The organism is Microbacterium sp. Y356, assembly GCF_059445355.1.
In genome coordinates, this window is the sequence record NZ_JCAIUE010000001.1 from 2,789,168 (window position 1) to 2,803,345 (window position 14,178).

Annotated in this window: 23 protein-coding genes; all 23 read left to right on the forward strand. The window is 62.6% G+C overall.

The annotated features are described in order from the left end of the window. Positions 1-34 precede the first annotated feature (34 nt). Complete coding sequence (locus tag AC1C2Q_RS13290; RefSeq protein ID WP_495450485.1) at positions 35-1,792, forward strand: DUF4012 domain-containing protein; 1,758 nt, start codon at positions 35-37, stop codon at positions 1,790-1,792. Between the two features lie 166 nt (positions 1,793-1,958). Further along, a complete protein-coding gene (locus AC1C2Q_RS13295) occupies positions 1,959-3,416 on the forward strand; it encodes a sugar transferase (protein WP_495450486.1) in 1,458 nt (485 codons plus the stop codon). Positions 3,417-3,525: 109 nt separating this feature from the next. Continuing rightward, positions 3,526-3,738 (forward strand): hypothetical protein, encoded by a 213-nt coding sequence (locus tag AC1C2Q_RS13300; protein WP_495450487.1) that lies wholly within the window; start codon positions 3,526-3,528, stop codon positions 3,736-3,738. Between the two features lie 706 nt (positions 3,739-4,444). Further along, a complete protein-coding gene (gene rpsJ / locus AC1C2Q_RS13305; protein ID WP_030147986.1) occupies positions 4,445-4,753 on the forward strand; it encodes a 30S ribosomal protein S10 in 309 nt (102 codons plus the stop codon). A gap of 8 nt (positions 4,754-4,761) precedes the next feature. After that, positions 4,762-5,421, forward strand: a complete 660-nt coding sequence (gene rplC / locus AC1C2Q_RS13310) for a 50S ribosomal protein L3 (protein ID WP_495431561.1) — start codon at positions 4,762-4,764, stop codon at positions 5,419-5,421. Positions 5,422-5,423: 2 nt separating this feature from the next. Next, the gene (rplD, locus tag AC1C2Q_RS13315) at positions 5,424-6,086 is read left to right on the forward strand and encodes a 50S ribosomal protein L4 (protein WP_495431562.1); all 663 of its coding nucleotides are present in this window, start codon (positions 5,424-5,426) and stop codon (positions 6,084-6,086) included. After that, positions 6,083-6,406 (forward strand): 50S ribosomal protein L23, encoded by a 324-nt coding sequence (gene rplW, locus AC1C2Q_RS13320; RefSeq protein ID WP_495431563.1) that lies wholly within the window; start codon positions 6,083-6,085, stop codon positions 6,404-6,406. The genes rplD and rplW overlap by 4 nt, the downstream gene beginning before the upstream one ends. 20 nt (positions 6,407-6,426) lie before the next feature. Continuing rightward, positions 6,427-7,266, forward strand: a complete 840-nt coding sequence (rplB, locus tag AC1C2Q_RS13325) for a 50S ribosomal protein L2 (protein WP_495431564.1) — start codon at positions 6,427-6,429, stop codon at positions 7,264-7,266. Positions 7,267-7,277: 11 nt separating this feature from the next. After that, positions 7,278-7,559: a 30S ribosomal protein S19 gene (gene rpsS / locus AC1C2Q_RS13330; protein WP_439285984.1), complete on the forward strand. Its 282-nt coding sequence runs from the start codon at positions 7,278-7,280 to the stop codon at positions 7,557-7,559. 25 nt (positions 7,560-7,584) lie between these two features. Continuing rightward, positions 7,585-7,983, forward strand: a complete 399-nt coding sequence (rplV, locus tag AC1C2Q_RS13335; protein WP_495431565.1) for a 50S ribosomal protein L22 — start codon at positions 7,585-7,587, stop codon at positions 7,981-7,983. Next, complete coding sequence (gene rpsC, locus AC1C2Q_RS13340; protein WP_495431566.1) at positions 7,983-8,747, forward strand: 30S ribosomal protein S3; 765 nt, start codon at positions 7,983-7,985, stop codon at positions 8,745-8,747. The genes rplV and rpsC overlap by 1 nt, the downstream gene beginning before the upstream one ends. Then, a complete protein-coding gene (rplP, locus tag AC1C2Q_RS13345; RefSeq protein ID WP_495431567.1) occupies positions 8,747-9,166 on the forward strand; it encodes a 50S ribosomal protein L16 in 420 nt (139 codons plus the stop codon). Before rpsC ends, rplP begins: the two co-directional genes overlap by 1 nt. Next, positions 9,166-9,483, forward strand: coding sequence for a 50S ribosomal protein L29 (gene rpmC / locus AC1C2Q_RS13350; protein WP_495431568.1), 318 nt, complete (start codon positions 9,166-9,168; stop codon positions 9,481-9,483). The genes rplP and rpmC overlap by 1 nt, the downstream gene beginning before the upstream one ends. Continuing rightward, positions 9,483-9,791 (forward strand): 30S ribosomal protein S17, encoded by a 309-nt coding sequence (gene rpsQ, locus AC1C2Q_RS13355; protein ID WP_036324786.1) that lies wholly within the window; start codon positions 9,483-9,485, stop codon positions 9,789-9,791. Before rpmC ends, rpsQ begins: the two co-directional genes overlap by 1 nt. Positions 9,792-9,817: 26 nt before the next feature. Then, positions 9,818-10,186, forward strand: a complete 369-nt coding sequence (gene rplN, locus AC1C2Q_RS13360) for a 50S ribosomal protein L14 (protein WP_495431569.1) — start codon at positions 9,818-9,820, stop codon at positions 10,184-10,186. A 2-nt stretch (positions 10,187-10,188) separates the two neighbouring features. Beyond that, positions 10,189-10,548, forward strand: a complete 360-nt coding sequence (gene rplX / locus AC1C2Q_RS13365) for a 50S ribosomal protein L24 (protein ID WP_495431570.1) — start codon at positions 10,189-10,191, stop codon at positions 10,546-10,548. After that, positions 10,548-11,138, forward strand: coding sequence for a 50S ribosomal protein L5 (gene rplE, locus AC1C2Q_RS13370; RefSeq protein WP_495431571.1), 591 nt, complete (start codon positions 10,548-10,550; stop codon positions 11,136-11,138). The genes rplX and rplE overlap by 1 nt, the downstream gene beginning before the upstream one ends. A 123-nt stretch (positions 11,139-11,261) precedes the next feature. Next, the gene (gene rpsH / locus AC1C2Q_RS13375) at positions 11,262-11,660 is read left to right on the forward strand and encodes a 30S ribosomal protein S8 (protein WP_495431572.1); all 399 of its coding nucleotides are present in this window, start codon (positions 11,262-11,264) and stop codon (positions 11,658-11,660) included. A gap of 6 nt (positions 11,661-11,666) precedes the next feature. After that, entirely contained in the window at positions 11,667-12,203 is a 537-nt protein-coding gene (gene rplF / locus AC1C2Q_RS13380; protein WP_495431573.1) for a 50S ribosomal protein L6, read from the forward strand. Positions 12,204-12,205: 2 nt separating this feature from the next. Further along, positions 12,206-12,565, forward strand: coding sequence for a 50S ribosomal protein L18 (gene rplR / locus AC1C2Q_RS13385; protein WP_495431574.1), 360 nt, complete (start codon positions 12,206-12,208; stop codon positions 12,563-12,565). Next, on the forward strand, positions 12,562-13,308 hold the full coding sequence (gene rpsE / locus AC1C2Q_RS13390) for a 30S ribosomal protein S5 (protein WP_495431575.1): 747 nt from the start codon (positions 12,562-12,564) through the stop codon (positions 13,306-13,308). The genes rplR and rpsE overlap by 4 nt, the downstream gene beginning before the upstream one ends. Next, the gene (gene rpmD / locus AC1C2Q_RS13395) at positions 13,308-13,493 is read left to right on the forward strand and encodes a 50S ribosomal protein L30 (RefSeq protein WP_495431576.1); all 186 of its coding nucleotides are present in this window, start codon (positions 13,308-13,310) and stop codon (positions 13,491-13,493) included. The genes rpsE and rpmD overlap by 1 nt, the downstream gene beginning before the upstream one ends. Then, on the forward strand, positions 13,493-14,113 hold the full coding sequence (gene rplO, locus AC1C2Q_RS13400) for a 50S ribosomal protein L15 (RefSeq protein ID WP_495431577.1): 621 nt from the start codon (positions 13,493-13,495) through the stop codon (positions 14,111-14,113). The genes rpmD and rplO overlap by 1 nt, the downstream gene beginning before the upstream one ends. Positions 14,114-14,178 lie beyond the last annotated feature (65 nt).

Below are 14,178 nucleotides of genomic sequence, written 5' to 3' on the forward strand. Positions count from 1 at the left end.
GTGAGGCTCAGGATGCCATCGATACAATTCATCCATGCCCCACCAATCACGAAAAGATGCTCGCAAAGCTGCGGCTCTTCAGAGCGACGCGTCTGACGTTTCTCGTAATGAATCTCGAGGTAAGCGAGGCCGCACGGCATGGCTGATCATCGCCATCGTGCTCATCACGCTGCTGCTTGCGGCATGCTGGGTGGGATTCCGTGCTCTGACCGTGAAGAACGAGCTCGAAGACAGTCAGCAACTCATTAGCGATCTGCAAGACGGCGCTGACGTCTCGGCGACTATCGAGGCGCTCAGCGGACACGCCGAATCCGCGGCATCCGCCGCTTCTGACCCGGTCTGGGCCGTGCTCGAATGGGTTCCGTTCGCCGGCGACAACCTGCGCGCCGTGCGCCTTGCCGCACAGTCGCTCGATGTGCTCGTGAACGACGTTGCTAAGCCGGTTCTCGGTTCTGCTGACGGACAGCTCATCCCCGAGTTGCTTTCGGTGGCTCAGGCTCAGGGTGAGCGGGTCGGCCAGCTGGCAGACGAGACGGCCGCTGTTCAGAAGTCACCCGCACTCATCGGCCTGGTCAAGGATGGCGTCAGCCAGGTCGCTGAGGTGACCGCGGCCGCGGCTCCTGCGATGGAACTGCTGCCCACGCTCCTCGGTGCCGAGGGACCTCGCAACTACCTGCTCGTCTTCCAGAACAACGCCGAGTCGCTTGCTCTCGGTGGCAGCGCAGCATCCCAGACAATCGTGCACGTCGACAACGGTCAGATCTCGATGGGCGCGCAAGGCAACAGCGGCGGCTATAAGAACGGCACTGCCGTCGACGTCGAGGTTCCGCAGAGCGCGACCGACCTGTACACGAGCTACCTGGTTGACCACATCAACACCAGCATGAGTCGCCCCGACTTCCCGACGGCAGCGCAGATCATGCGCGCCTGGTGGCAGCGCGACATCGCACCCGACCAGATTGACGGTGTCATCTCCATCGACCCGCTCGCGCTGTCGCGCATCCTCGTGGCGACCGGCCCGATCGAACTGCCGACCGGAGACACACTCAGCTCTGACAATGCAGTGTCGTTGCTGCTGAGTGAGGTCTACGAGCGGTGGGACAGCTACAAGTACCCCGATCTCGTAGACGGTTTCTTCGCGGCGGCGGCTGGCGCCGTCTTCGACAAGGTTGCAACGGGCAGCTTCAACATCAAAGACATGGTGTGGGCGATCAACGAGAGTGCCGCAAAGGGAAGCATCCTCGTCTGGAGCGATGACGAAGCCATCACCGACGCAATTGCGGGCTCGCGGGTCAGTGGCATCCTGCCGACAGACAACGTCGACAGCACCACGATTGGCGTGTTCTTCAATAACAGCAACGGCTCGAAAATCGATTACCACACCGAGACAGCTGTGTCGGCGGGTGCAGTCTGTGAAGCAGAAAACGGCACCTTCACCGTGGATGCATCGATCTCGCTGCCGATCTCGCAGCAGCAGGCAGACGACTTGCCCCGCTACGTGCAGAGCATGACCTACGGTACGACCTTCCGTGACTGGATCTTCGTCTACGGCCCTCCAGGAACCACGCTGGCGGACGCCACCGTAAACGGCGAGGAAGCCTCAGTGATGGCCCGCGACATCGACGATCTCGGCCGCCCGGTGGTGGCGTTCGAAGCGTGGTTCAACCCCGGTCAGCAGGTGAGCGTGAACGCGACGTTCACCGGCCAGGGCGAGTTCGGCCCGCTCGCGGTGCAGACGAACCCGATGATCAACGGCGCGACGCCGAAGGTCACCGACGGCTGCGCCAGCTGAATCGGGCAGACGTGCCCATCTGTGGGTAGGTTCCGAGTGGGTTAGAATAACTTCGGTTCTGCGCGGACGATGGGAATAAATCCCAGCGCGACCAGAGTGATCGGACGAGGGGGTGATCTGCATAGTTGTAGATACTGTGCAGACGCACGTAGCAGGGGCAGAACAGGTGGAAAGCACGGCAGGGATGCCGGCCGTTCGCCCGCGGCGCGGGGCATGGCCTCGACGCTATGCGAGCCGACTCTTCTACAGTGACTTCCTCGTGCTGATCATCACCCTGGTCGGGGGATGGCTGCTGGTAAGCCCTGGCATCTACTCGGCGGTTTCGTGGTCGGGTGGGCCCCGGCTCTCCTACGGGGCGGCGCTGGTGATCATCGGCGTACTCTGGCTGCTCGGGCTCGACGCGACCGACAGCCGCGACCGACACATGGTCGGCCAGGGCATCATGGAATACCGTCGCATTGCGGATGCCACGATTGCCGTCTTTGCGATCACCGTGGCTCTCGCATTCTTCCTGGGGATGAATCTCTCCCGTGCGCTCGTCGCGGTGATCTTCCCCGTCGGGCTGCTGATGCTCATCCTCTCGCGCTGGCTCTGGCGCCAATGGTTGCGGGGTCGGCAGAAGAAGGGGTTCTACCTTCATCGTGCCGTGCTCATCGGTGATGCCTCGAAGGTCAAGCATGTCGCCAAGCAGATCAGGCGCAGCTCGGGCAGCGGCTACACGATCGTCGGCGTCATCACTAACGGTGTGCCTTCGGAAGGCATCCCTGATTTGGATCTGCTCGGCGACATCGCACACGCGGAGAAGGCCCTCGACGACGCGAACATCGATGCGCTTATCATCGTCGGTTCGGATGATCTCGACCCCGACACCATGCGCCGCCTCGGCTACGCGGTCTCAGACCGTGACATCCAGCTGATCATGGCACCTGCACTCACCGACATCGCGGGGCCGCGTCTGCACGCCACCCCGGTTGCTGGTCTCCCGCTCGTGCACGTGGACTTCCCGCGCATGGAAGGCGCCAAGCGCTTCCTCAAGCGCGCATTCGACCTCGTCGGCTCGTCGCTGTTGTTGCTCATGCTGTCGCCGGCGTTCCTCGCCGCGGCGATCGCGATCCGCATCGACGGACCAGGCAAGATCTTCTACCACCAAGAGCGCGTCGGCCGCGGTGGTCGCCCGTTCGGCATGCGCAAGTTCCGCTCGATGGTGGCCAACGCCGACGACCAGCTCGCCAGCCTGCTTGACCTGCAGGGCAACAGTGACACGCCGCTGTTCAAGGTGACCGACGATCCTCGCATCACCAAGGTCGGCCGATTCCTGCGTAAGCACTCCATTGACGAGCTGCCGCAGCTCATCAACGTGCTCCGTGGCGAGATGAGTCTGGTCGGTCCGCGCCCGCAGCGCGACTCCGAAGTGGCGCTCTACGACGACATCGCCTACCGGCGCCTGCTCGTGAAGCCCGGCATGAGTGGCCTCTGGCAGGTGAGCGGTCGCTCCACCCTGTCGTGGGAGGAGACGATTCGCCTCGACCTCTACTACGTCGAGAACTGGTCGCTTACTCAAGACATCATCATTCTGTTCCGCACCGTGCGCGCGGTTGTCGCGCCGGGTGCGTCTGCGCACTGACGCGTCCGCTGAAATCTCTGTCGCGGCTCTTCCCCTCCGGCGACGCGAGAGGCAGAATAAGGGTGCTGGCAGAGGCTGTCGGCGTTACGACCATCTGAGGGGGACCCGCATGGGTATCGATGACATCGTCAACCAGGGCAAGAGCTTGTTCGAGCAGAACAAGGACAAGATCGAAGAGGTCGTCAAGAGCGAGCAGGCCGAGGACGTGAGCGACAAGGTCCTCGACGGCGTCGCCGACTTCGCCAAGAAGATCGCCCCCGGCGCAGCCGACAAGATCGACGAGATTCGCGACGGCGCCGACAAGGCCGTCGGCAACGAGTAAAAGCTTTCCACAAGAAGAGGCGATGCACTTCGGTGCGTCGCCTCTTCCATGTACTATGGCCTGAGCCGCCTGGGGATCTTGCGGCCGGGTTCGTCGAAGGGGTTCGGCGAACTGCACTGCACGGCTGGGGCCGTGCTTAAAAAAACTGGGGAACGATTTTGGGGATCATCGTGCGAAGTGTGCCGTCTCGGCACCCGTACTCTGCCGTGCCTGCGCGGCAACTGATCCGCCATGCCTTCGACGAGGATTCGGGCGTCCCTTCACGCTCGCATCCTCGTGTTCGGTGTGCCCCCTCGCACTGAACACACTCCCCAAGGTGGGGCGAGGCATGGGGATGTCTCGCTCCACCGTCCACCCCTTGTGGTGACAGGAATCGCCGCGCGACACGCCCGGGTTTGCGTAAGTCAAATATGGCTGGCAGAATAGACAGGTTCCACATTCTGCTGGTGCACTATTTGTGCCCAACGGATCACCATCATGGCAGTGCATAGGCGGCGTCATCTCCTCGGAGATTAGGCGCAGGGTTCTAGGCCGCGGGTGGCAGAACTGCAACCACCTCCTCACGGAGGCTCTGCCGTGCGTCGAAAGACGCGCGGGCTGACAGAAGAACAGTGGTGCCGAGGCGCGAACAGCGTCGTCGTGCGTCCAATGCCCCTGGATCACCCGGTCCAGGCCGGTAAGACGCCTTATAGAGAGTGAACAGACAATGGCGGGACAGAAAATCCGCATTCGCCTGAAGTCGTATGACCATGAGGTCATCGACTCGTCGGCGCGCAAGATCGTCGACACCGTGACCCGTGCGGGCGCGACAGTCGTCGGCCCCGTGCCGCTTCCGACCGAGAAGAACGTCGTGTGCGTTATCCGGTCGCCCCACAAGTACAAGGACAGCCGCGAGCACTTCGAGATGCGCACCCACAAGCGTCTGATCGACATCGTTGACCCGACGCCCAAGGCTGTCGACTCGCTGATGCGGCTCGACCTTCCGGCCGATGTCAACATCGAGATCAAGCTCTGAGGCTCGGCATGGTTGACATCAACTCAAAGATTTCCAAGGGACTGCTGGGCACCAAGCTCGGTATGACCCAGGTGTGGAACGCGGACGGCAAGCTCGTCCCCGTCACCGTCATCGAGCTGGCACCCAACGTGGTCACTCAGATCCGTACCCCCGAGAAGGACGGCTACAACGCCGTTCAGATCGCGGCTGGTCAGATCGACCCGCGCAAGGTAAACCAGCCCCTTACGGCTCACTTCGAGGCTGCCGGCGTCACGCCGCGCCGCCACGTCACCGAGATCCGCACTGCGGATGCTGCTGACTACTCGCTTGGTCAGGAGCTCACCGTTGACGGTGTGTTCGAAGCAGGCCAGCTGGTCGACGTTGTCGGCACCAGCAAGGGCAAGGGCTTCGCCGGTGTCATGAAGCGTCACAACTTCAAGGGTGCCCCGGCATCCCATGGTGCACACCGCAACCACCGCAAGCCCGGCTCCATCGGCGCATCGTCGACTCCGAGCCGCGTTTTCAAGGGCATGCGCATGGCCGGCCGTATGGGTGGCGAGCGCGTGACCGTCCTCAACCTGACGGTGCACGCCATCGACGCCGAGAAGGGACTCATGCTCGTCAAGGGCGCCGTCCCCGGTGCTCGTGGCCGCCTCGTCTACGTCCGCAACGCAGTGAAGGGTGCCTGAACATGGCTGACTCGACTCTCGCGCTCGACGTTCTCAAGGCCGACGGCAAGAAGGCTGGCTCCATCGAGCTGCCTGCCTCGATCTTCGACGTCAAGACGAACATTCCGCTGATCCACCAGGTCGTCGTCGCGCAGCTCGCGGCAGCTCGCCAGGGAACCCACTCGACCAAGCGTCGCGGTGAAGTCTCCGGTGCCGGCCGCAAGCCCTTCAAGCAGAAGGGCACGGGTAACGCCCGTCAGGGTTCTATCCGCGCGCCGCACATGACCGGTGGTGGCATTGTCCACGGCCCGAAGCCTCGTGACTACTCGCAGCGCACTCCCAAGAAGATGATCGCCGCAGCCCTCCGGGGTTCGCTCAGCGACCGCTTCCGCGGTGACCGCCTGCACGTCATCGAGTCGTTCGGCGTCGACGGGGCTCCTTCGACCAAGAACGCCGCGAAGTTCCTCGCGACGGTCGTCACGTCGAAGCGCGTCCTCATCGTGATCGCACGCGATGACAGCACCACGATCAAGAGCATTCGCAACCTTGACCACGTGCACGTCATCACGTACGACCAGCTCAACGCGTATGACGTTCTCGTCTCTGACGACATCGTCTTCATCCAGGCCGCACTCGAGGGCTTCATCGCCTCGAAGACCGGTACAACCGAGGAGGTCTCGGCATGACCGAGCAGGCAAACGCCCTCCAGCCGGCGTTCAACAAGGACCCCCGCGACATCATCCTGAAGCCGGTCGTCTCTGAGAAGAGCTACACGCTGATCGACGAAGGCAAGTACACCTTCCTCGTCGACCCGCGTGCTACGAAGACTGAGATCAAGCTCGCTATCGAGAAGATCTTCGGCGTCAAGGTTGCGGGTGTCAACACGATCAACCGCGTCGGCAAGACCCGTCGCACCCGCTTCGGCACGGGAAAGCGCAAGGACACCAAGCGCGCCATCGTGACCCTCAAGGCGGGCACCATCGACATCTTCACGGCAATCGGCTGATCCGGGGGATAAGGACAATAATGGCTATTCGCAAGTACAAGCCCACGACCCCGGGTCGCCGTGGTTCGTCGGTGGCTGACTTCGCCGAGATCACACGATCGACGCCTGAGAAGTCGCTGCTGCGCCCACTGTCGAAGACCGGTGGCCGTAACAACCAGGGCCGCATCACGACCCGTCACATCGGTGGTGGCCACAAGCGCCAGTACCGTGTCATTGACTTCAAGCGCAATGACAAGGACGGCGTCAACGCCAAGGTCGCTCACATCGAGTACGACCCCAACCGCACCGCACGCATCGCACTGCTGCACTACTTCGACGGCGAGAAGCGCTACATCATCGCGCCGAACAAGCTGAAGCAGGGCGACATCCTCGAGTCGGGCTCGGGCGCTGACATCAAGCCGGGTAACAACCTCCCGCTGAAGAACATCCCGACCGGAACGGTGATCCACGGGATCGAACTTCGTCCCGGTGGCGGTGCCAAGATGGCTCGTTCTGCCGGTGCATCCGTTCGTCTCGTCGCCAAGGAAGGCATCTACGCGCAGCTCCGTCTGCCGTCGGGTGAAATCCGCAACGTCGACGCACGCTGCCGCGCAACGATCGGCGAGGTCGGCAACGCCGAGCAGTCGAACATCAACTGGGGCAAGGCTGGCCGTAACCGCTGGAAGGGCATCCGCCCGACCGTCCGTGGTGTCGCCATGAACCCGGTTGATCACCCGCACGGTGGTGGTGAGGGTAAGACCTCCGGTGGACGTCACCCTGTCTCCCCTTGGGGTCAGGCAGAGGGTCGTACCCGTCACGCCAACAAGGAAAGCGACAAGTACATCGTTCGTCGTCGCACCGCGTCTAAGAAGCGTAAGTAGGAGTAGAGAAGATGCCACGGAGTCTCAAGAAGGGCCCCTTCGTCGACGAGCACCTGCTTCGCAAGGTTGTCGTGCAGAACGAAGCTGGTTCCAAGAACGTCATCAAGACCTGGTCACGTCGGTCCATGATCATCCCGGCCATGCTGGGTCACACGATCGCGGTCCACGACGGTCGCAAGCACATCCCCGTGTTTGTCACCGAGACCATGGTCGGTCACAAACTGGGCGAGTTCTCGCCCACCCGCACCTTCCGCGGCCACGAGAAGGACGACAAGAAGGGCCGTCGCCGCTAACGCGGGGACGATAGAGGAGAGAGAAATGGTGGAGTCCATCGCACGCGTGCGACACATCCGCGTGACCCCTCAGAAGGCTCGTCGTGTCGTCGCGCTCATCAAGGGAAAGCAGGCCGAAGAGGCCCTCGCGATCCTGAAGTTCGCGGCGCAGAGCGCCAGCGAGCCGATCTACAAGCTTGTCGCGTCGGCCATGGCCAACGCACAGGTGAAGGCAGATCGTGACGGCGAGTACCTCGACGCGGCCGACCTGTATGTGGTTAACACGTACGTAGACGAGGGCACGACGCTCAAGCGTTTCCGCCCCCGTGCACAGGGTCGCGCTTTCCAGATCAAGAAGCGCACGAGCCACATCACGGTCGTGCTCTCGACCCCGACGGTTGCTACCGCAGCCGAGGGCGACAGCAAGAAGAAGGCGAGCAAGTAATGGGACAGAAGGTAAACCCGTACGGCTTCCGCCTCGGAATCACTACGGACCACGTGTCACGTTGGTTCTCGGACTCAACGAAGCCGGGCCAGCGTTACGCCGACTACGTCGCCGAGGACATCAAGATCCGTAACCTGCTGAAGACGCAGCTCGATCGTGCCGGTGTCTCGAACATCGAGATCGAGCGCACCCGTGACCGCGTCCGCGTCGACATTCACACCGCCCGTCCGGGCATTGTGATCGGTCGTCGTGGCGCCGAGGCCGAGCGCATTCGCGGCGACCTCGAGAAGCTCTCGGGCAAGCAGATCCAGCTGAACATCCTCGAGGTCAAGAACCCCGAGGCTGACGCTCAGCTCGTCGCACAGGGCATCGCCGAGCAGCTTTCTGCTCGCGTGGCGTTCCGTCGTGCGATGCGCAAGGGTCTTCAGGGTGCACAGCGCACCTCGACCGTCAAGGGTATTCGTATCCAGGTCTCCGGCCGCCTCGGCGGCGCCGAGATGAGCCGTTCGGAGTTCTACCGCGAAGGCCGTGTGCCGCTGCACACCCTGCGCGCGAACATCGACTACGGCTTCTACGAGGCAAAGACCACCTTCGGCCGCATCGGCGTGAAGGTCTGGATCTACAAGGGTGACCTCACCGCGAAGGAACTTGCTCGCGAGCAGGCCAACGCACCGAAGTCCCCGCGCGGTCGCGATGACCGTGGTGGAGATCGTCGCCGTGCGCCGCGTAACGACGCACCTGTTTCAGAAGGAGCGTCGGCATAATGCTCATCCCCCGTAAGGTCAAGTTCCGCAAGCAGCATCACCCGGGTCGCTCGGGTCAGGCTACTGGTGGCACGAAGGTCTCCTTCGGCGAATATGGCATCCAGGCTCTTACGCCCGCTTATGTGACCAACCGTCAGATCGAGGCAGCTCGTATCGCGGTTACCCGTCACATCAAGCGTGGTGGAAAGGTGTGGATCAACATCTACCCTGACCGTCCGCTCACGAAGAAGCCTGCTGAAACCCGCATGGGTTCCGGTAAGGGTTCGCCCGAGTGGTGGGTCTCGAACGTCAAGCCGGGCCGCGTCCTCTTCGAGGTCGCCGGTGTCACTGAGGAACTCGCTCGCGAGGCCCTGACCCGAGCAATTCACAAGCTGCCGCTCAAGGCACGAATCATCAAGCGCGAGGAGGGCGACGCGTAATGGCGATCGGAACCAAAGAGCTCGCTCCGACGGAGCTCGATACATTTGAAGACCAGCGCCTCGTTGAGGAGCTGCGTAAGGCCAAGGAGGAGCTTTTCAACCTCCGTTTCCAGTCGGCCACCGGCCAGCTGGAAAGCCACGGCCGCATCCGCGCCGTAAAGCGCGACATCGCACGCCTGTACACCGTGATCCGCGAACGTGAGCTGGGCATCCGTGCGACGCCTGCTCCGGTCGAGGTGCCGGCCAAGAAGGCGTCCAAGTCGAAGGCGAAGAAGACCGAGGATGCCTCGGCTGACGCCGAAGGGAAGGCTGAGTAATGGCCACCAAGAAGGAAGCGGAAGCTCCCGTCTCGCACGATGTGCGTGATGAGAACGCTCGCGGTTACCGCAAGACGCAGCGTGGGTACGTCGTCAGCGACAAGATGGATAAGACCATCGTCGTTGAGGTCGAAGACCGCGTGAAGCACCCTCTGTACGGCAAGGTCATCCGCCGTACCGAGAAGCGCAAGGTGCACGACGAGACCAACTCGGCGGGCATTGGCGACCTCGTTGTCATCAGCGAGACTCGTCCGCTCAGCGCCACGAAGCGCTGGCGTCTGGTCGAAATCGTCGAGAAGGCCAAGTAAGCCTCCGGCTTACTTAAGGAGCAATAGTGATTCAGCAAGAATCCCGCGTCAAGGTCGCCGACAACACCGGTGCGAAGGAACTCCTCACGATCCGCGTTCTCGGTGGCTCACGCCGCCGTTACGCAGGTCTGGGTGACACCATCGTGGCCACGGTCAAGGACGCGATCCCGGGCGGAAACGTCAAGAAGGGCGACGTCGTCAAGGCGGTTATCGTCCGTACCAAGAAGGAAGTTCGTCGTTCAGACGGCTCCTACATCAAGTTCGATGAGAACGCTGCGGTCCTTCTGAAGACTGACGGGGAGCCCCGCGGCACCCGCATCTTCGGACCGGTCTGCCGCGAACTTCGTGACAAGAAGTTCATGAAGATCGTCTCGCTCGCGCCGGAGGTTATTTGATCATGGCGAACATCAAAAAGGGTGACCTGGTTCAGGTCATGACAGGCCGCAAGCAGGAAAAGGGCGGCGACCGGGGCAAGCAGGGCAAGATCCTCGAGATCTTCTCCGAGAAGAACCGCGTCATCGTCGAAGGCGTGAACTACGTCACCAAGCACACCCGCGTCGGCCAGACGCAGCGTGGCACCAAGACGGGCGGCATCGAGACCATCGAAGCCCCCATCCACATCTCGAACGTCGCACTCGTTGACCCTTCGACCAAGCAGCCGACTCGCGTCGGTCACCGGGTCGAGGAGCAGACCAAGGATGGCGTCAAGCGCACCGTCCGTGTGCGGTATGCGAAGAAGTCAGGTAAGGACCTCTGATGAGCACCGAGACTGCTGCGCCGGCTGGCAAGATCCAGCCGCGCCTGAAGCAGAAGTACAAGGCCGAAATCCAGCAGAAGCTGCAGGAAGAATTCGGCTACACCAACGTGATGCAGATCCCTGGTCTCGTCAAGGTCGTCGTCAACACCGGTGTCGGTGAAGCGGCCCGTGACAGCAAGGTGATCGATGGCGCGGTCGAGGATCTGACAAAGATCACCGGCCAGAAGCCGATCGTCACGAAGGCACGCAAGTCGATCGCGCAGTTCAAGCTGCGTGAAGGTCAGGCCATCGGCGCACACGTCACCCTCCGTGGAGACCGTGCGTGGGAGTTCATCGACCGCCTCGTCTCGCTCGCACTGCCCCGTATCCGCGACTTCCGCGGTCTTTCGGGTCTGCAGTTCGACGGTCACGGCAACTACACCTTCGGCATCCAGGAGCAGAGCGTGTTCCACGAGATCGATCAGGACAAGATCGATCGCGTACGCGGATTCGACATCACCGTCGTCACCACGGCAAAGACGGATGACGAGGGTCGTGCGCTTCTGCGTCACCTCGGCTTCCCGTTCAAGTCGGAAGACGCCAAGGCGTAACACTCTGACCCCCGCCCGTCGGGCGGGGGTCTCGTGTGCGCTTACAATTGAAGATTGCACACTCATAGCAGGTCGTCTGTCGTGTAACGACAGCCGAAACCTCGTGAACAAAGGAAAACAAACATGACAATGACAGACCCGGTCGCAGACATGCTGACCCGTCTGCGCAACGCGAACTCGGCACACCACGATTCCGTGTCCCTGCCGTCGAGCAAGCTGAAGACGCACATCGCTCAGATCCTCAAGGAGCAAGGCTTCATCGCCAGCTACGAGGTCACCGACGCACGCGTCGGCGAAAACCTGACCATCACGCTGAAGTACGGCCCCAACCGCGAGCGTTCGATCGTGGGCATCAAGCGCGTATCGAAGCCTGGACTGCGCGTTTACGCGAAGTCCACGGAGCTCCCCACGGTCCTCGGCGGCCTTGGCGTGGCCATCCTGTCCACTTCCTCCGGACTCCTCACGGACCGTCAGGCTGACAAGAAGGGCGTAGGCGGAGAAGTTCTCGCCTACGTGTGGTAATTCGATATGTCGCGTATTGGACGACTTCCCATCGAGATTCCCGCGGGCGTGACCATTGCGGTCGACCACCGTGCGGTTTCGGTGAAGGGCCCGAAGGGTGAACTCACCCTTAGCCTGGCCAGCCCCATCGAGGTCGCGGTCGAGGACAACCAGGTGGTTGTCTCCCGTCCCGACGACGAGCGCGAGTCGCGGTCGCTTCACGGCCTGACCCGCACGCTCATCAACAACAACATCATCGGCGTGACACAGGGATACACCAAGGGCCTCGAGGTCGTTGGTACGGGTTACCGCGTGCAGCAGAAGGGCAGCTCGGTTGAGTTTGCGCTTGGCTTCTCGCACCCGGTCCTGGTTGAACCGCCCGCCGGCATCACTTTCACGGTCGAAGGCAACAACAAGGTCGTCGTGAGTGGTATCGACAAGCAGGCTGTCGGTGAGGCAGCTGCCAACATCCGCAAGATCCGCAAGCCCGAGCCGTACAAGGGCAAGGGCGTGCGCTACGCCGGCGAGATCGTGCGTCGCAAGGCCGGAAAGAGTGGTAAGTAACCATGGCTCTCAAGACAAAGTCTGACGCCCGCGCGCGTCGTCACCTTCGCCTTCGCAAGAAGATCGTCGGCACCGAAGCGCGTCCGCGTCTGGTCGTCAACCGTTCAGCCCGCCACGTCTTCGTCCAGTTGGTCGATGACAGCAAGGGCATCACGGTTGCATCTGCATCCACGCTCGAGACCGAGCTGCGCTCGTTCGACGGTGACAAGACCGCCAAGGCCCGCAAGGTCGGCGAGCTTCTCGCTGACCGCGCGAAGGCTGCTGGCTTCTCCGAGGTCGTCTTCGACCGCGGTGGCAACCGTTATGCAGGTCGCGTTGCGGCCATCGCAGACGGCGCCCGCGAAGGAGGGCTGGCACTGTGAGTGACAACAAGGAGAAAGAAGTGACCGAAACGGCTACTGCCGCTCCCGAAACGGCTGCTGCCGCTCCCGAGACGGCCGCTGTCGTTTCCGAGACGGCTGCCGGCACGACCCAGGCAGAGCCCGCTCGCGAAGGCCGCCGTGGCGGCGGTCGTGGCGATGGCCGCAACCAGGGTGGCCGCGACCGCAACTCGCGTGACCGTGGCGACAACCAGTTCTTGGAGCGCGTTGTCACCATCAACCGCGTCTCGAAGGTCGTGAAGGGTGGTCGTCGCTTCAGCTTCACCGCTCTCGTGGTCGTCGGTGACGGCAACGGTCTGGTCGGCGTTGGTTATGGCAAGGCCCGTGAGGTGCCCCTGGCTATCTCCAAGGGTGTCGACGACGCCAAGCGGAACTTCTTCCGCGTGCCCCGCGTCGGCACCACGGTTCCGCACCCGGTGCAGGGCGAGGCCGCAGCTGGCGTTGTTCTGCTGCGTCCGGCTGCTGCCGGTACCGGTGTTATCGCCGGTGGTCCGGTTCGCGCCGTACTCGAGTGCGCTGGCATCCACGATGTCCTCTCGAAGTCGCTCGGCTCGTCGAACACGATCAACATCGTGCACGCGACCGTCGCGGCGCTCAAGAGCCTCGAAGAGCCTCGTGCAGTCGCGGCTCGCCGTGGCCTTGCGTACGACGATGTTGTTCCGGACATCATCCTCCGTAACGAGGCAAAGGCCGCTGCTGCGGCTGCTGCGAAGGTAGGTGCCTGATGGCCTCCCGTCTGAAGGTGACCCAGATCAAGTCCAAGGTGAGCGAGAAGCAGAACCAGCGTGACACGCTGCGCAGCCTCGGTCTTAAGCGGATCGGCGACAGCACCGTCCGCCCCGACGACGCGCAGGTGCGCGGCTACGTCAAGACCGTCGCACACCTCGTCCAGGTTGAGGAGATCGACTAATGGCTGAGAAGAACGACACCGTCGAGGCCGAGAAGGCCCCGAAGAAGGCTGCCGCTCCCAAGGCTGCTGCCGCGAAGAAGGCTCCGGCCAAGGCAGCGGACAAGTCCGCCGCCACTTCGACAGCTGCTAAGAAGCCGGCTGCCAAGAAGGCTGCTCCGAAGGCGGATGCTCCGGCATCCCGCCCCGGTGTGCTCAAGGTTCACCACCTGCGTCCGGTCCCCGGCGCCAACACTGCGAAGACACGTGTCGGTCGCGGTGAGGGCTCCAAGGGTAAGACCGCAGGTCGTGGCACCAAGGGCACCAGGGCTCGCAACACAGTTCGCGTCGGCTTTGAGGGTGGGCAGATGCCTCTGCACATGCGCACCCCGAAGCTGCGTGGGTTCAAGAACCCGTTCCGCGTCGAGTACCAGGTTGTGAACCTGGAAAAGCTCGCGGAACTGTACCCCTCGGGTGGGGACGTCACCATCGTCGACTTGGTCGCCAAGGGTGCTGTTCGCAAGAACGAGAAGGTCAAGGTTCTCGGAGACGGCGACATCGCCGTGAAGCTCACCGTTACGGTCGATAAGGTCTCGGGTTCAGCCGAGCAGAAGATCGTGGCTGCGGGCGGAACCGTCAAGTAACCACATCAGAGAGGGGTCGGAGATTCTCCGGCCCCTCTCTGCGTTACGCTGGTCTTTCGGCCGTC